General features: G+C 38.3%; 13 protein-coding genes. 7 read left to right on the top strand and 6 right to left on the bottom strand.

Annotation, left to right across the window (positions count from 1 at the left end):
* Positions 1-224 precede the first annotated feature (224 nt).
* The 4 genes from CH361_RS14850 to CH361_RS14835 form a co-directional block, all read right to left on the bottom strand.
* Complete coding sequence (locus CH361_RS14850; protein WP_100791601.1) at positions 225-4,046, bottom strand: beta-propeller fold lactonase family protein; 3,822 nt, start codon at positions 4,044-4,046, stop codon at positions 225-227.
* A 347-nt stretch (positions 4,047-4,393) separates the two neighbouring features.
* On the bottom strand, positions 4,394-5,518 hold the full coding sequence (locus CH361_RS14845; RefSeq protein ID WP_100791600.1) for a P-II family nitrogen regulator: 1,125 nt from the start codon (positions 5,516-5,518) through the stop codon (positions 4,394-4,396).
* Positions 5,515-7,425, bottom strand: coding sequence for a DUF1538 domain-containing protein (locus CH361_RS14840; RefSeq protein WP_100791599.1), 1,911 nt, complete (start codon positions 7,423-7,425; stop codon positions 5,515-5,517). The genes CH361_RS14845 and CH361_RS14840 overlap by 4 nt, the downstream gene beginning before the upstream one ends.
* Positions 7,426-7,525: 100 nt before the next feature.
* Positions 7,526-9,112 (bottom strand): sulfurtransferase, encoded by a 1,587-nt coding sequence (locus CH361_RS14835; RefSeq protein WP_100791598.1) that lies wholly within the window; start codon positions 9,110-9,112, stop codon positions 7,526-7,528.
* A 377-nt stretch (positions 9,113-9,489) separates the two neighbouring features.
* Here CH361_RS14835 and acpP point away from each other — a divergent pair, with 377 nt between their 5' ends.
* From acpP to CH361_RS14805, 6 genes are read left to right on the top strand one after another with little or no spacing between them, the layout of a single operon-like run.
* Complete coding sequence (gene acpP / locus CH361_RS14830) at positions 9,490-9,723, top strand: acyl carrier protein (protein WP_100744393.1); 234 nt, start codon at positions 9,490-9,492, stop codon at positions 9,721-9,723.
* A gap of 53 nt (positions 9,724-9,776) precedes the next feature.
* Entirely contained in the window at positions 9,777-10,505 is a 729-nt protein-coding gene (gene rnc, locus CH361_RS14825) for a ribonuclease III (RefSeq protein WP_100791597.1), read from the top strand.
* Complete coding sequence (locus tag CH361_RS14820) at positions 10,502-10,966, top strand: NUDIX domain-containing protein (RefSeq protein WP_100791596.1); 465 nt, start codon at positions 10,502-10,504, stop codon at positions 10,964-10,966. Before rnc ends, CH361_RS14820 begins: the two co-directional genes overlap by 4 nt.
* Positions 10,963-12,054, top strand: a complete 1,092-nt coding sequence (gene aroB / locus CH361_RS14815; RefSeq protein ID WP_100791595.1) for a 3-dehydroquinate synthase — start codon at positions 10,963-10,965, stop codon at positions 12,052-12,054. Before CH361_RS14820 ends, aroB begins: the two co-directional genes overlap by 4 nt.
* A gap of 1 nt (position 12,055) precedes the next feature.
* Complete coding sequence (locus CH361_RS14810; protein WP_100791594.1) at positions 12,056-12,952, top strand: mechanosensitive ion channel family protein; 897 nt, start codon at positions 12,056-12,058, stop codon at positions 12,950-12,952.
* Positions 12,927-13,667 carry a toxin-antitoxin system YwqK family antitoxin gene (locus tag CH361_RS14805; protein ID WP_208861453.1) on the top strand — a complete coding sequence of 247 codons (741 nt, stop codon included), beginning with the start codon at positions 12,927-12,929 and terminating at the stop codon, positions 13,665-13,667. Before CH361_RS14810 ends, CH361_RS14805 begins: the two co-directional genes overlap by 26 nt.
* Before the next feature lie 42 nt (positions 13,668-13,709).
* On the opposite strand, the gene CH361_RS14800 is transcribed toward CH361_RS14805, so the two are convergent.
* A complete protein-coding gene (locus CH361_RS14800) occupies positions 13,710-14,729 on the bottom strand; it encodes an LIC_10230 family protein (RefSeq protein WP_100791592.1) in 1,020 nt (339 codons plus the stop codon).
* A gap of 5 nt (positions 14,730-14,734) precedes the next feature.
* Positions 14,735-15,721 (bottom strand): hypothetical protein, encoded by a 987-nt coding sequence (locus CH361_RS14795; RefSeq protein WP_100791591.1) that lies wholly within the window; start codon positions 15,719-15,721, stop codon positions 14,735-14,737.
* 60 nt (positions 15,722-15,781) lie between these two features.
* Here CH361_RS14795 and CH361_RS14790 point away from each other — a divergent pair, with 60 nt between their 5' ends.
* Positions 15,782-17,134 carry an ABC transporter permease gene (locus CH361_RS14790; RefSeq protein ID WP_208861449.1) on the top strand — a complete coding sequence of 451 codons (1,353 nt, stop codon included), beginning with the start codon at positions 15,782-15,784 and terminating at the stop codon, positions 17,132-17,134.
* Positions 17,135-17,142: the final 8 nt, after the last annotated feature.

Here is a 17,142-nt window from a genome sequence, read left to right as displayed (position 1 = left end):
ATTTAGGTTAAGAAATCCAATTCAATGCCTAGCCTTTGACTTTTTGGCTGGGATTTGGATTGGATCTTCAATTCATTTGTTTTCGCGAATTGATCATTCAAATCATTTCGATTTTACCACCTTCGCTTTCCTCCTAAAAAATACTTAGATCTATTCATTCTGCACTTATAATTCTAAATAACAATATTTAGAGCAATTACAAGGTAAATTGCTAATTCAACATTTTAAGGATCAGATATTTGGTAATTTTCCCATATCCACCGAGTTTCTTCGGTAAAAGAGAGAGATTTAATATAACCAAACCTATATATGGGATTCGAAAAAGTGCTGATATCTCTTGAGACCGCGATACTTGCACAAAATTCCTTAGGATTTCTATCATCACTCAAATAATATCCATTTGTAATAATATTACGATTACAGAATAAATTAAGTAGATTTATGCCCAAAGGGCAGTCAAATCGTTCCATTATGCAAGTAACTAAGCGCGAAGTTACTGGAAGTGCTCTTCCATTTATCATTTGATAGTGTCTTAAATTTGGCATTGTGTAACTTGCAGGTGGTGGTGAGCCTGCGGTAGTTACTATGCCACCTTTCAGCGAAATTTTCTTTTTAGTGAAGGCAATGGATTTGTTGGTTACATTCGAACCAGTAGACAGACACTCTGAAGAATGATCTGTCAGCGAGTAATTTAAAGATAAATTAGGATCTGAAGGGCGAAAGTCAAAGGATAGTTTTTTCGACCAAAAATCACCAAATGATTGGATATTTACAGCTGTATCGCTAGAATCTTTCACGGATAGAGTCTCTGTAAAATCTGATTCTCTTTTGTTACACCGAATGAATGCTGAATCGGAAATGGTTTTTGATACTTGAATAGAGTTTCCAATGGAACGATCAATTAACGGTTGTCCAGTTCTGGTATATAATCGACAAGGGTCACCATATATGGATGAGGGTGGTAATACACCGCAAGTTGTATTCGGAATAACACCTACTAACATAGTATTTGGTGCTGGGTATTTCACCACACCATCCCTTTGTAAAAATCCCAATTGGTTGGTTTGGGTGAGAGAAACTTCTACAGGGGGATTTGTGTTGTCGTAGGAATGGACAACTTGATTTTGGTAGTGATTATCTTCGCCTAAAATCTGGTCTCCCACTTGGTCCAATTTCCGTGTGGTTTTATCTACTTTGAATATTTTAGTTCTAATTTGTGTAGTATTATTTTCAACTTTGCTATATTTTAGGTAAACAAATTGGGAAGTACTATCAATCATTACCGAGCGAAAATTTCCTCCGATGGCAATGGTATCTTTTTTAGTGAGATTTCCATTTGATGGATCTATCTCATAATTTCCAAGTGATTGTCCATAGTTTTCTGTTCTTAATAGTATCAATCCATCTTCTGATATAATAAATTTTTGTGGGCCTGAATATGAATTGTTTATTGGATTTCTGAAATTATATAGTTGGCCAGTGATTTGGTCTACATCTGTAACTTTGAGTTCACCGGACTGTAAAAAATAAGCAAATAGTCCACTCGGATGAAAGTTTAAAGTTTGAAGGCCATCAAGATCGGTTGATCCAATACTTTGAGATGAAAGTTTGTTTAGAGAAGGTAAATCTACTATATGGTAGCGATTATAGTGATGGAATGCATAAACCCAATCTTTTTTAGGGTGGGTTTTTGTTATGATTGCAAATCCTAGCCAGCCAGCATTACCATCATATGGATCAAGATTTTCTGTGTAACTGTTGTTAGTTATTGTTCCATTGGTTTTATTGAATTTGATTTTGGCTACACGATAACCACTATGCGTTCCTATTAAATAATTTTCATTCCTCGATAGTTCAAAGTTTAAAGGAATTACCGACTTTTTATCAGAAAAGGTTATTGTATCGTTCACGTAATCGATTCGATACACGGATAAATAAAATTCCTCGTAATCAGAATTGTATACATCTGATAACAGAAAAAAATATTTCCCATCCTTTGATAGAAAAGTTTGAAAGATGTTAAAGTAAGGATCTATTGACTTTGAGATTTTCTGTTCCAAAATATTTGTCAATAAGTTGTGTTTATACATTTTAATTTGGTTGTTTTCAACTGAAATTAAGTGCTTTGGATACTTAAACCCCAACACATTGATCGTAACCGGTGCATATAGATTACTGATATTTCCTGCTTTGTCTTTAGCCCACACATAAAAGTTTTGATTGCCCAAATCTTTTAATTCAATGCCAGAAAACTCTTTTAGTGAAGGTGAAACGGTTCCTGTTTGCCAACCAGGATGATCAAACTTTGGCTTTACATTGCTCTTCGTGATTAGCCAGTCGATCTCCTGTCCAGGCACATTGTCGGTAGCATTTGCAGAAAGTTTTGCGATGGGAAAATAAGTAGGGGTTTCGCTTAATAAAGTGAAAGAAGAAATGTTTGGTGGATTTGTATCGGGATCATTCGGATTTGTTTGTTGTATGATTTCTGTTAGGTCATTAATGCCATCAGAATCCGAATCGGCGAGATTGGGATTTGTTGTACAGACTGGAAACCAGGAATAAGCGGGACAAGATAAATCGGATTCAAAACTGTCTCGGATTCCATCCTGATCAGAATCTACTCCCGTTGTAATAAGCACCGTCTGTGCCAGAGAGGTAACACCTTCAGAGTTTAAAGCAAAGATAGAATAGTAGTACGTTGTATTTTCTTCTAATAGCGTATCTTTAAACCCTATTGTAGAGATTTCTTCTCCAAAGACAGGGAGTCCATCGGCTGGGCTTGATGGGGGTGCATTTTTTTTCCTTCGGATGATTAGGTTGGAAACAGAGTTTAGATCAATGTCCTTCCAAAGTAGAGTGGAAGAAGTTTGACCTGGAATTGCCGTGATATGAGTGATTGGATTCTGAAAATTTTCAGCAGAGGCAAGACAAGTCCCTGGATTATTTTCTTTTCTCTTAATGGCAACCCAGTAGTTGGTATCTACCGCAGTGTTTGTGGGTAGGCCGACTCTATTTCCATGTAGGGTCACTAAATTCCCTTTCAAAAATTCTTTATAATAGACTTTATAATAGACTTTATAACTTCCGACGGCATCGGTTGTTTGGATGGTGCGACTATCTAATGTCCAACTCTCAGAGGCGAGCCAACTGGCGTCACTGGCACCTCTTCTATCATACATGATGTATACTGTTAGGTCTTCATCTGCCACAAAATTGATATAATTCAGATTTGCGTTATGTTTATGTTCGGTAAAACTTCCGCAAGGCTCTGATCCAGTTTGGGGTGTTCCTCCGTTGCAGGTGGCAATACCAAAGGATCTGTTTAAACCCAATTCATAAAAATCGTTAGTAGGTGTAATTGTATAATTTCTGTCTTTGTAATATTTAAAATGTGCATCCAGTTGAGTCCACTGAGCACCTCCCTCCCCAGTGATAGGCATAGTAGTGGAAAGGCATTGTGGTGCAAGAGCCACTCCTGTATTTGTGGGAGTCGGTAGTGCCGTTAAAACAAAAGGTGTAAAGTGGTTTGTTGCTACTTGTATGGTTTGTTTTTCTAAATCGATGACTACGTGATCCATAGGGAGCCATGTTTCTGAAAAAACATCGAAATAATAGACTGTGAATTCTTCGATAAACCCAGCTTCTGTTAGACTTGATTTGTCATATTTATACTCGAAGGTAATGGGCTCTGGGAAAATCACGGATTTTGCTTCTACCGGATTGATCCCAGTAAAGGTCTCAAAGTTGAGTCCTATGTCATAAACATCTCCAATGGGAACCATTTTTCCTTGGACTAAGACGGGTGTTTCTGTAGATCCTTTTGAAATTTTCAAACTATTCTCAATGCTTGAGAATACTGAGTTACTCGGAATTGTTAAAGTTGGAGCTGGAACTATATCTACAGGAGCTGGCAACCTGTCTTCTCCTGAGTAGAAACCTGCACTGCTTAGAAAGGCAATTAAGACATTCCCAAATTGATTTTTGGTATTTTGGATTAAGGAACAATGACAGAGAAGAAAGAGGATGATTAAGGTTTGCTTTTTCATTTTAAGAATTTCCTATGTTTCGCTTTTCGTTTTTGGTAACATAAATATATGCTATAGCAAATGTTAACCAATCGGAAAGGATACTGGAGCAGGCCTGAGTTCAGCTTTGAACCATTTTTTGACATTTCGGCTGTTAGTTGAAGTATCATATTGTACATTGTGCACAATAAATTGTATAAATATTTCGTTTTGCTAGTTTGGGATTGATGTATCTCCGCTTGTTTGTTTGAGGAGTTCGTAGGCAAACGAAAGGAAAGTGTCTAAAGTAGGCTCTATCCTTTCTATATTTTCTAGAGACTAAAACCATCCCCTCTCTTCCAAATTACATCGGAATCGAGGGGATTTTTTTATTTCTTTTGTTGGTTGTGTTTGGATTGGTAAGAGAAAGCTCTCGGAATCTCCATTGTGTAGACTATCCCTTCGGTTTCTTCTGTAAAGAAATCTAATGCTTCCAATTCTGCGATCACTTCGTTTAACATTTTTTTAGGAATGAGTAAATTAGCAGAATCGCGTGCAGGGTTGAATAGGCTATTTTCTTCATCAAGTTTGATAAGTCGGTCTTGTGAGATTGTAGCACCAGAAATTCCTAGTTTAGAAAGTTTCATCAGCACTTTTTCAACAGACCCTTCCTTAGCATTGAGATGGATGTTGACCCCTTCAAAGTAACTACGTTTTCTTGCACCTTTTCGAAAGTTGGTAAATTGCCTTCTCCAATCTATATTTCCATACAACTGATCGAGTGCGGAGATGACTTGTTCCATGCTGGCGGCTTGTTTTGGTCCATCCAGACTAATCTTGGTATTGATCAGACCTCGTTTGATTGGGTATTCAAAGATAAATCCTTTGCCTGGTAGGTCGAGTTTTCCTGCTTCAATGATAAAGTCTAATGCGTGTTCTGCGTCAGAAGAGTGGACAATTAACTTAACAATTTCCTTTTCTTTGGGAATGGTAATTCTTAAAAGTCCAAGTCTGTCCCGAAGTCCTCTTCCAACCCCATAAGTGATGGTAGGAACGGCCACACCATTTTCTAGAATGTAATGTGACATGGTATCGGCCGCACCCCTTTGGATGATGCAAAAGATTCCAGTGAGCCCCGTAAAACCCATTGGTTTTGTTTTGATGGGATTTCTGTAAACCAGGCTATCTGCCACTGGACAAAATACCGAGATGTCTTCGGTATAAATAGATCCATGACCCGGAACGGTTAGGTCTGCCGTTTCAATGATCTTGTTAAACAAAAAGTCTTCTGTTTTTTTATCCGTGAGTACTTGGAAAATGACAACAGGTAGATTGTATAATTGATTACTGGAATAAAGGTTCAAAAGAAAAATATGATTTCTTTTGAGAATGGGATACCTTCCTAGTTCATGAGAAAAATACCGAACTCCTAAATTCGTAAAAAGTTTTTGGACCTCATCGGCAAGGTCTTTATGGACAACGACTGTAATTCTAATGGCTGAGGATTGATTCATTTTTCTTCTGCCTCAATATTGGTTAATGATTGTCTGCGAGATCTTTCCATCCATAAACCCATAACGAGGACGGTGAGTACGGGGAAAATCGCAGCGGAAGATAAAATTCCAAATCCATCTACAATGTTTAGTTGGTTCCCGATTCCAAGCCCAAGAACAATGATTAGGGGAACGGTAATGGGGCCTGTGGTCACACCCGCACTATCCCATGCAATATCGATGAACTCGGGTTTACTGAGTAAGGTTAGAAATACAAGAAAGATATACGAAGGTAGAAGGATGTACAAAAGGGGAATTCCTACAAAGATTTTTAAGATTCCGAGTAAAGTCCCGAGTCCCACTCCAATCCCGACGGCTTGGATGAGAACTCTCTTTTTGACGGTTCCTACGGTGACTTCTTCCACACTCGTTGCCAGAGCACTTAACGCAGGCTCTGCGAGTGTGGCGCTATATCCGAGTAAAAAAGCAAAAAGAAGGGCAACGAAATATCCTAAAAGATTGTCCTCTTTTCCAAAGAGTGGTCCATGGATGGGCACATAACTATAGATTTCTGATTTCGAGTCGTAGTTTTTATCTCGGAACGGAATTTGCGAAAATGATTTTTTATCTTTCAAATAAAAGAAATCTTCCGTGGTTCCATGTTCATCAGTGGCGGTGAAAACAATTTTAGGATTAAAGTTTTTAATTTCTCTTGTGGAATCTGTGAGTTCAATGGAGCGAAAGGAAGAAGGGAGTTTGTTTCCCACTTGGCTTCCGAGTTTACTCAGTCCAAAAAAGATTCCAAAATTAAAAATAGCAAGGCCTATAAAAACAAACAAGATTCCTAAATACAATTCATCTGTAAAAGGCAAACTCTCTCTTAAGATAACATATAAAAAGAGAATCAAACATCCGGCGAGAGGAATGATGGCTTGGAGGGAATCCGAAAAACTTTCGGACATTCCTTCCATAATTTTTACGAGTTTGTTATGGATGGATAATTGAGAGTTATGTTCTTTTTCACTGATACCAAAAAGAGTTTCTGGATTTTTTTCTCCAAATAAAAGTTTGGATTGTTCTACAGTGATTCCACCTGCAAAGAATTTTTCTTTAGGCATTGGTTGTGGTAGATTTGGTGCAAAGTAAAGGCCAACCACAAATACACTTAAGATGGGAAATAGGGAAGCAAGTGTCACCACACCAAAACCAGTGGTTGTATCACTTGTGCGAGAGGCTTTTGATACACCAAGTCCTAAGGCAACAATGAGAGGAACTGTGAGGGAACCAGTGGCGACCACTCCCGAATCCCATGCAAGTCCTGAAATGAGTCTTAAATTTTCGTTATTAAAAGCATAGATTGTGATCAAAATTAAAATGATAAGACTTGGAACTAAAAATTTCGATAAAGAAATTCCGTAGATGATCCGGATGATTCCAAAAACAATAGAGAAACCAACTCCAATGGCAATGCTCAGAAATAAAACATCAGCACCTTCATTGAGTAGATGAAATAATAAGGGAGCATCCCATGGATTGACAGCCGATCCACTTTGTTTTAATACAGAGATAGCAGGTTCTGCTAGCGTTGCCACAATTCCTACGAACAAACAGAAAACAATAATTGTGAACAAGTTTCCTTTTTGCGGAAGCCTTAGTCCAATTGTTTCCCCAAGAGGCATGATGCCTAAATACAAACCTTCCATAAAAAAGGTAAGCCCAATGATCACAGCAAAAATTCCTAAAGAAATGATACCTGCTTCTTTAATAGGGATTCTGAGTACTATGAGTTGGAATAGTGTCATATAGGAAACAACCCAAACGACGGATTTTGTTTGTTCCCAAAATTTTTTACGAAAGTAAGGGATTATCAGTGCTAATGCTTCTTTGGACCCAATGTGGATCGTCTCTTCTTTTTCATTCCTTGCCATATAGACAATGAACTAGAATAAAATCATTTTGCAAAGGGATTATTTAAAAGAATGTCTCCCGGCAAGATGCCAGGAGACCAAGTGTAAACTGGGAAAGAGATTAGTACTTATACGCCTTATCTTCTTGAATGAATTTTTTTGTCGTTGTTGCCGTAAGATTGACTTCCGCGGATTTCACTCTTGCGATTGCTCCACCAGCGGCACCTGCATTAGTTATTTGAGGGTTGTAATCATGCACACTGACTGTATTTACATCAGTTCTCCACTTAAAGTCAGTCGGAACTTTGTTTAACGAGGATGAAGGGTGGCTTGCAACTAATGAAGTCCATTCCACGAGAGATCCGTCGTAATATGTAGTAGGGTAACCTAATATATTGATTGCAGCAAAGCCATTGACTTGAGCCTCAAAATTGGTTCGGCATTGACTGACAACGGTAGCTCCAGAAGTATAACCTTTATTAGTAAAAATTGTTTTTAAAGCAGATTTCGATTTGTAGCGATAGCCAATATTGAATGCGGCTTCCGCTGCAGCATCATCTGCAACTCCACCTGCATCAGTAAATCCTTCGAAGAGAGCAAGCCAAGGAAATGAAACAGCACCTTTGATATTGCCTTCAAAAGGCACGAAGGTTTTACCAGCATTTAGATCGATGTTTATATCACCTGTAAGACCCCATTGCACTGGCCCACCATTTGAGTCCCACCCAGTGGTAATGTAGGTTGTCGCACTTCCATTGGCCACAATACCAGCACTTCTGCCAGTTCCAAATTGGCTAGTTGGTCTAGCATCAATTAAGAACTGTTTTGTAGTGAGTCCAGGAATTTGCGCTTCCAGATTGTTTTTCGCGATTTCGTATATGTCTTCGAGTCCAGAAGTAATAATCGTATTATCAACACGAATGCTTTTTACAGAGAAGTTACCTTTAGCAGGTAGTGAACTTTTGGAATCACTAGTTTGAGTCGGATAAGTGAGAACAAAATTGCTCCTTAAATTTCCATTGAGAATGGCAAGGTTTTTGATATTGACTCCCCAATAACGTAACCAATAAACACCTCTTGTAATGTCTTGAATGGCCCCCGCTAGTCCAGCCCCAGACGCCACTAGTGCGGAAGCTGGTATTGTTCCATTGCCAGTCCCAGCTGCAAAAACGATTAGATCTTTCGTAGGATTAATGCCATATGTATTTAGCCAATCATCCACAAATTCTCCATTCGCTTGGTACCTAACAGAATTATTGAAAAGTCCTGAATCTCTTGTTTGGTTGAAACGAAAACCTCCTGAGGGTAGGCCTGAAGGAGTATAGTCATTCAGTAAATAAACATAGACTCCTTTTTCAGGATCGGATTTCACATAAGGTTTCCTTCCAGGACTATCGCCAGTTCTGCGGTTTGCAACATCCGTTTGTAAGATGATCAGGTTACCAGTAATATGACTTGGTTTGTTGGCTTGCCAATCGGATACAAATCGGTTTAGAGTGGAGCCAGTGATCAGTCCCCAATTGTTTTCGTTGTAATCATCGGCTGATTCGTTCACCAAGTCGGTAGCGGAACTAACCTTAACTTGGTTTGCGGCAAAGAGAAGTAAGCCTGCAAGTAATGTATTATTGTCGTCTTTCTTTTCTGCACACGAGACTGAGAAGGAAAGTAGGAGGACGGTGGTGATAGATTGGATCCATTTTTGAATCATGGAATTCTCCTTATTTTTTTATTCTTGGAGTCGATTTGGTGAGTAGGAAGAGAAAGGGAAAGCGCATTCTGCTATAGCAGAAGTTAAATCTGCTAAAATAGAGCAAACCATTGGAAATCCGCCTAGGATTTTGGAATCATGGATGGGATTGTTCAGTTCTCGTTAATTTCTGAGCAGAACGTTCTTAAATGGGTCTATTTAATTTTTGTTAGGTGATGTTAGAATGATGTCAAAGGTTTCAAGAGGAAAATAATCTATTTAGACTTGCCAAAAATTCCGACAATTTCATTTTAAAAAAACGCTAGGCGTACATATATGCCTGGTGGAAAACGATTTAACACTTGCCCCACTGTTTACAGTGGTCTGGAGGATATAAAATGGCAGATTTCGATAAAATTAAGTCAATCATCGTAGAACAACTTGGCGTTGATGAGTCAGAAGTTACACCTGAGGCTCACTTCATCAATGATCTTGGTGCTGACTCTCTTGATACAGTTGAGCTAGTTATGGCTCTTGAAGAAGAGTTTGGTGTGGAAATTTCTGATGAAGACGCAGAAAAAATCCAAACCGTAGGCGATGTAATTAAATTCATCGATAAACTTAAGGGGTAATTCCCAATCCAAAAACCGGGTTCCTTTCATAGAGGAACCCGGATCTTTGCACCTTGTCCGACCAGATCCGTATCAAACTTCCTCCCGAAAGAATTTCCTCTCTCAAAGAACTTCAAGCCCTTACCAAAACTCAATTTAAAGATATTTCACTTCTCCACCTAGCATTTGTTCATAGGTCATTCGCAAACGAAGATTCTGATCGTTATCTTTCTGATAACGAACGTTTGGAATTTTTGGGAGACTCTGTTCTTGGGATTTTGGCTGCGGAGTTTCTATACAAATCCCTTCCCAAAGGAAAAGAGGGAAAACTTGCTAAATTAAAAAGTAAGATGGTATCTGCCCCTGCGATTGCTAAACTTGCTAGATCGTATCGATTTCCGGAATTTTTACTTCTTGGTAGAGGGGAGAGAGAAAAGGGTGAATCAAACCTCAATCTCCAAGCAGATTGTTTTGAAGCATTTCTGGGAGCTCTTTATCTCGACCAAGGTTTGCCTAGTTGTCGCCAATTCCTTTTACCACATTTCCAAATGATGGAAAGGGATGTCGATGATGCTGAAGAAACAAAAGATTATAAAACCATTTTGCAGGAATTTTGCCAAAAGAAATGGAAAAAATTACCTGAATATTCTGTTATGAAAGAAGAGGGGCCTGATCACGACAAAGAGTTTCTTGTTTCAGTGGTTTGCGAATCACACTTCCAAACAAGTGGGGAAGGAAAGAACAAACGTCGGGCAGAACAGATGGCAGCCAAAGCTGCCCTCCGCTTTTTAAAAATACTATGATCGAATTTTTATTAAAATCTAAATCAATGCGGGTTCGTGTGGCTGCCCTCATCCAAGATCCTAAAGGCAAAATTTTGCTTGTACAACAGCAAAAAAAACAATCTGGGTATTGGTTACTTCCCGGTGGTGGGATTGAATTTGGGGAGACAGGAGAAGAAGCACTCAAACGGGAACTGAATGAGGAATTGTCTCTGGAAGTAAGTAAAATTGATTTTTTGTTTTTGAATGAATCGATTGATCCAGATAAAAAACGCCACCTCATTCAAATTGTTTTTTTGACTAAGGTAAAAGATCTGTTACCGGTTCTCAATCCCAAAGAAAAAGCAATTTCTGGATTTGGATATTTTACCACAAAAGAAATTTTGTCTATGGACATTCGCCCAGACATAAAACATTACTTCCGAGCCAAAAGCACAAATAAACCTCGATATATTTCTAGCCCATGGGTGAATGAACCATGAAGTTATCGGAAAGGGAAATTATCGGTGAGGGTTTTCGTTACCCCATCGAATTACATGAAGACTTCCAGGGCCTTGCAGAAAAAATAAATTCTCTTTCTAAGGTATCCAAAGTTTATGTTCTCACCAGCCGTGAAATCGCGGGGATCTATGAAAAATATATTTCTAAAGAACTAAAATCCTTAAACGTTCCTTTTTCTTTTATTTATTTAAAATCTGGTGAAAAAAATAAACACATCGACCGGGTAAAAAAAGTTTATAACCAACTCATTGAAACGGATGCAGATCGAAAAGCAGTGGTGGTTGCTTTTGGCGGTGGTGTTGTTGGGGACTTTGCTGGATTCATTGCTGCCACTTACCAAAGAGGAGTGCGGTTTGTCCAAGTGCCTACCACTCTTCTTGCTTGTGTGGATTCCTCTGTGGGAGGTAAAGTCGCTGTCAATGTGGATTCTGGTAAAAATATGGTCGGTGCTTTTTACCAACCAGAATTTGTATTTGCTCCGCTTTTTACTCTTTCTACCTTACCGGACAAAGAATGGAGCTGTGGTCTTGCAGAAATCGCAAAACATGCGTTTCTTGATGGTGGGAGTTTTTTAGATAAGATCGCTAATTCAAAACGTTCCGAATATTCAGAAAAATCACAAATCCTTCGTTATGCGATTGAAGAATCCATACGAGTAAAATCGGGGATTGTTTCTCAGGATGAAAGAGAGTCCGGGCTTCGTGCAGTTTTGAATTTGGGTCATACAACTGGTCATGCCATTGAATCCCTAACTCAATATAAAAAATATTCTCATGGAGAAGCGGTGGCCATTGGTCTTGTCACTGCTTTACTTCTATCTCGAGAATTAGCCGGGTTTTCTGAGTCTAACTTTAAAAAAGCAATCTCTCTAATGAAACAATTGGAACTTCCAACAACACTAGAAGAGAAACCTGATTTAGTACTCAAACATATGGAACACGATAAAAAGAAAGAAGGGAGTTCTTTGAAATTCGTTTTATTGGAAGACTTTGGAAAACCAAAGTTTGGAGTTTCCGTCGAAAGAAAAACCATTTTAGAAATTTTGAAACGCCAAAAAGGAAAGTTATAGAATGGACCGCGGAAGTCTTAAAGAATTCTATTTGGATTTAAATCCACTTACCTTACTCGTTCGCAGCAACCGTGATTTTGCTGAAACTATGATCCTTTTTGGATACATGCTTGTTTTCGCTGTTTTTGTTTATAAAATCACAATGATCCTTGTGGAAAGGATCAAACCTGCTCCCGATGCCGCTCACGAATATAACCGTAGAAAGGTTGCTCGTATCGGTTTTCTTTTAGTTTTTGGGATCGCATACCTTCCCTTTGTTTTTTCTAGTTTATCACTACTACCAACAGTTCTCGGTCTTGCAGGGGCCGGTATTGTCATTTCACTCAAAGAAGTTTGGCTGAATATGGTGGGTTGGTTTATGATTATGGGTTCTAATGGATTTAAGGTGGGGGACCGGATCGAACTGGATAACATCAAAGGGGATGTTGTCAATATTGGTTTTTTTAAGTTTACCTTACTTGAAATTTCTGCTGATCCTAGGTTCGAACAATCTACCAACCGACTCATTCATTTTCCTAATTATAATATTGTTTTGCATCGTTTCTTTATTGTTTCGGAAACCATGGATTTTGTTTGGGATGAGTTTAAAATATATTTAGATATAGATTCCAATTGGGAAAAAGCAGAAAAAATTTGTTCTCAAATTTTACATGAGGAACTTGTATTAGCGCCCGAACTTGTGGAATCTAAAATTAGAGAAATGTCAAAAAACTATTTAGTAAGACTTGGCAAAACCACTCCTATTGTGTATACTTCTTTAGAACCAGAAGGAACCATCCTAATGTGTTTAAGGTATTTGACACCTATCAGGTCTAAACGTCTCAACAGAATTCTTATTTCCAAAGAAATTTTAACTAAGTTCAAAAATGAAAATGACATCCGCATCCACACCCATTAAAGACAGTTCGATTTGGATTTTTGTATCCTTATTACTTTTTGTATTGTTAATTGGTTTAGTTTTGGGCCCGTGTAAGGGTACAGTTGCCAGACCAGGTTCTGTTCCTAAAGAGGCAGAGTATCATAAAAAAACAAACTACTACAAATTAACAGCAAACGGGATCCACCGTGAATGGTATGAAAATGGTAACCTAGTCACAGAAGTGCCTGTGAATGAATTTGGCCAACCAAATGGAATCAGTAAACGTTTCAATTACATCACTGGAATTCCAATTATGGAAGGTCAGTTTTTGAATGGAGATAGGGATGGTCTTTGGAAGTTTACTTTTTCTGATGGAAAACCTTATATTGAACTGGGCTATAAATCAGGATATCGAAAGAAGCAGTTATGGATCCAAACTGCCGAACTGGGAAATGAAACAGGTTCTTACTACAGATATTTTCGGAATGGTCGGTTAAATGAAAAAGGTTTCTTCGATGGTGGATTTCGCACTGGCGATTGGGTGCGTTATTATCCAGATACCAAAGTGGAAGAAAAAGGAAGTTATGAAAACGATAAGAAAGTTGGGGAATGGTTTTACTATTATCCAACCGGAACCAAAGAAGCATCTGAAATTTATTCTTCTGAGGGAGAACTGATCAAACGTTCCACTTATTATCCAAACGGAGAGTTGTGGTGTTTGGTGCAAAAAGGGAAAGAACCAGAGTGCCATTAGGCACTCCTTGTTTTGTGTTAGAACTTACAAAAAAGTTTTTTCTTAGAACTCGGTAGCTTTTCCGAATAAACCCAAATTGTTTTGGATGAGATCGATATTAAATAAAAGAAGGCTGAATAAAAAAGTTACAAAAAGAACAATCAGAATGGTGCTAAACGCAGCCCAAAAACTATTTCTTAAAAATCGAAATTGTAAATAAGCAAAACTGACAGCAAGGTTTTTCCAGTTGCTGCTACTTGGTTCTCCACCTACTTTTTTATAATTGAATATATAAAATAAAGACAATAATCCAATCAAAAAGAAGATAAAGTAACTGAATTCACTTACGTAATGTTTTTGTAAAAGAAATAGTGGAATGTATACAAAGTTTCCAATCAAAATTCCAATAAAGATGATGATGGCTACGTGAAAGACCGGTGAAAGGATAGAACCTGTTTTGGTATTACTTGGAGATCTTCCTTCTTCCTCTAAAGAAGAAGAAAATTTTAAAGATTGGAATCCTTCTGCCAAATCCTTGTTTTTGAGAATGAAACGGTAGGCGATGATACTTGTGATATAAGTAAAAACTAAAAATCCAAAATAAAAATAAGATAGAATTTCATTTTGCATCACAAGATTGAGTTGGAAAAAGATCTTTGGCAAAAGAAGGATGAGAGACACTGGATAAAAAACATTCGCAAGTGACTTATGAAACCAAACTCGGTATACATAAGAGACGGCAGTGGAAAAAGTGAGTAACAAATAAAACAAAGAAAGTCCGAGTAGGAGTTTCTGTCCTACTAATACACGTTTAATGTTGTCTTTTGTTTCTTCTTGTTCTGTATCAACAGGGAGTTCTCTTGATTCCAGTTCTACGAGAAATGCTTCTAAATAAGAAATTCGATTTAGAATACCATTCTCTGCGACAACTTTTGGTTTTAAAGATTCCATCGCCGATTCTGAATTTTCTGCAGAAACGGAATCTGGAAAATGAACCGAATAATCAACAAATAACGAGTGAATGATTACAAGTGCGATGAACACTGCTGAAATGATTGGAAGTTGTTTTTTAATTTTTTCCATAAAGATTAAAGGATCACAAAAATAGTCATCATACCAATGGCAAGGACGACTAACATGATGATGTAAGGCCATAAATGAAAACTTTCGTCTGCAGAAAGTGTTGGATTTTGTTTTGATTTAGAAACTGCTGCTGTGGGTGAGGCAACGGAATTCATAATGTTGGCTGCACCATGTTGGGCATCAGTGGTTTTGATTTTTACAGAGTTTTCTTCCTCAATGATTTTGCCGTAGACTTGTTCATTGATCTTGATGACTACTTCTGAAAAGTTTTTATTGTTGGAAATATTTACGATTTTTGCAGGGATTTGTTTGATGGCTCCCGACTCTTCTTTGAGTTCCAAACCATTAATGATAGAATCGGTAATGGGATCCCCTGGAACCAAACGAATGTAAACATTGTCATTTGCTTTTAGGTCAACGAGAGGAACTCCATTGACAGGTGAAAGTTGGAATTTGAATTGAACAATCTGTTTGTCCGCCGGAATTAAAAATCCAGATGTTTGCGGAACTGGGGTGACGGGAGGGGCTTCTTTTTTTGCAATCTCCTCTTCATCCACGGTCGTTTTGGTCATATCGGCCGGATCAATGAGTTCGAAATGGATTTCTACCTTTGGTTCTGAATTTCCAGCAGTCCTTTTGTGCATTTCGCTAAAAACAAAATCCAGGCGGTCTGTTAGGTTGTGGTCCATGTAATGCAGAATTTCTTCCAAAAAACTTTCTGAACCAAACTTGGTTTTAATCAATTCTTGAAGGGATTTTGTAATGTTTTTCTGTTGTTCCCCCTTGTAAATGACCCTCTGCATCCGGTTGTAAAAGTCCTGAAAGGTGGAGCGAATGGGCAAAAGGGAAAGTGGGCTAGTACACGAGACCCCCTCATACTTCACCGATTTTGTTTCAACCGGGTCTATGACGGCCGTAATCATGGTGTAGACCATGTTGGCTTCGTCTCGAAGGTTTACTTTGACAGAATAGTAGTTTGGTGTCTCGGGCATAAGGTTCTTTTTTGACAGTATCCATCTTTTGAAGAAAGCTGTCAAAAAGATTAGGTCATCATGGGAATTGTCTCTTTAATCACAATCCGTTACATCCGAGGATCCAGAGTATTGGGTTTTCTCTCTATCAAATCCAGACTGTCGTTCATTGTTATGGCAGTGGGAGTCGGACTCCTAGTGGTAGTCCTCTCCATTTTCAACGGATTCCAAAAACAAGTCAAAGAATCTCTCTGGCAAGGGGGGCCTCATATCACCATTGAGAACTCTTATGGTTCTGGGGCGATTTATGATTACGATAAGGTCATTGAACACCTAAAATCAGATCCAAAATTGGCAGAGTCTTTTGTTTCTGTTGAAGGAAATATCACAAGTCACGGTCTCATCCAAACCAATAATAATTTTAATCCAATTATGATTCGTGCCGTCCCCGTCGATTCTATCGAAAAACTGGTGGAAAATGGATTACCCAACTTTCCAAGGATTTTACAATATGATCGAGATAGAATCCAATCCATCAATACACAGAAACTAGTCGTTGTTGGAAAGGAAATGAGTGCCATTTATGGATATGGTCTGGGTCATGAGATCACAATGGCTGTTCCAGGTGGAAGGTTCACTGTCGAACGAGGTGTACAGGTCAATGTTCAGACCTTTCGTTTGACCGGACTTTTTAAAACCGGTTATTATAATTATGATTCTAAATTTGTGTTTTTGTCTCTCCCGCAAGCACAAGAATTTTTTAAGATGGAAGGGGCAGTGAACCAAGTTGCCATTAAGGTTCGTTCTCTTGATGATTTAAAATTAACCAAACATAGAATCTTATCTCGGTTAAACGAAGACAACTGGAATACAAAAATCCAAGATGAGACTTCTTGGTCCGTACGAACCATTGCGGAAGAACAAGAAAACTTTTTAGCGGCTTTAAGACTTGAAAAAACAATCATCTCCATCATTGTTTTTCTTTTTATTGTTCTTGCTGCTTTGGGAATGGTGGCAACCGTCCATTCACTCATTCGTGCGAAACGTAGATCCATTGGAACTTTAAAAGCACTTGGTCTTGCTTCGAATGATATTCTATTAATTTTTACATTGAACGCGATGATTGTTGGGATTTTATCTTCGCTTGTTGGTGGGATGACGGGAATTTTTATTGCGACTCAATTGGAAGTCATCATCAATGCAATTTCTGAAATCATCAACGGAGTGGGTGGTTTACTGAATCCAGGAGATTGGGATCCAGTGGAACTTGTTCCCAAAGATATTTATTACTTTGATCATATCCCTGTAGATATTGATATTTCCTTTATCTTTATGGTCACAACCGCAGCGACCATCCTTTCTGGACTTGCTGGGTATTTTCCTGCACGTATGGCGGCCAATCTTAACCCTGTGGATACAATCCGAAATGACTAATATGAATG

The organism is Leptospira brenneri, from assembly GCF_002812125.1.
In the GTDB taxonomy this organism is placed as follows: Bacteria; Spirochaetota; Leptospiria; order Leptospirales; family Leptospiraceae; genus Leptospira_A; species Leptospira_A brenneri.
This window is presented reverse-complemented; position numbering and strand designations above follow the sequence as displayed.

What these genes read in the sequence shown, in the direction of transcription:
- CH361_RS14850 (WP_100791601.1), bottom strand. Translation starts at nt 4,046, where the DNA reads ATGAAAAAGCAAACCTTAATCATCCTCTTTCTTCTCTGTCATTGTTCC.
- CH361_RS14845 (WP_100791600.1), bottom strand. Translation starts at nt 5,518, where the DNA reads ATGAATCAATCCTCAGCCATTAGAATTACAGTCGTTGTCCATAAAGAC.
- CH361_RS14840 (WP_100791599.1), bottom strand. Translation starts at nt 7,425, where the DNA reads ATGGCAAGGAATGAAAAAGAAGAGACGATCCACATTGGGTCCAAAGAA.
- CH361_RS14835 (WP_100791598.1), bottom strand. Translation starts at nt 9,112, where the DNA reads ATGATTCAAAAATGGATCCAATCTATCACCACCGTCCTCCTACTTTCC.
- acpP (WP_100744393.1), top strand. Translation starts at nt 9,490, where the DNA reads ATGGCAGATTTCGATAAAATTAAGTCAATCATCGTAGAACAACTTGGC.
- CH361_RS14820 (WP_100791596.1), top strand. Translation starts at nt 10,502, where the DNA reads ATGATCGAATTTTTATTAAAATCTAAATCAATGCGGGTTCGTGTGGCT.
- aroB (WP_100791595.1), top strand. Translation starts at nt 10,963, where the DNA reads ATGAAGTTATCGGAAAGGGAAATTATCGGTGAGGGTTTTCGTTACCCC.
- CH361_RS14810 (WP_100791594.1), top strand. Translation starts at nt 12,056, where the DNA reads ATGGACCGCGGAAGTCTTAAAGAATTCTATTTGGATTTAAATCCACTT.
- CH361_RS14805 (WP_208861453.1), top strand. Translation starts at nt 12,927, where the DNA reads ATGACATCCGCATCCACACCCATTAAAGACAGTTCGATTTGGATTTTT.
- CH361_RS14800 (WP_100791592.1), bottom strand. Translation starts at nt 14,729, where the DNA reads ATGGAAAAAATTAAAAAACAACTTCCAATCATTTCAGCAGTGTTCATC.
- CH361_RS14795 (WP_100791591.1), bottom strand. Translation starts at nt 15,721, where the DNA reads ATGCCCGAGACACCAAACTACTATTCTGTCAAAGTAAACCTTCGAGAC.
- CH361_RS14790 (WP_208861449.1), top strand. Translation starts at nt 15,782, where the DNA reads ATGGGAATTGTCTCTTTAATCACAATCCGTTACATCCGAGGATCCAGA.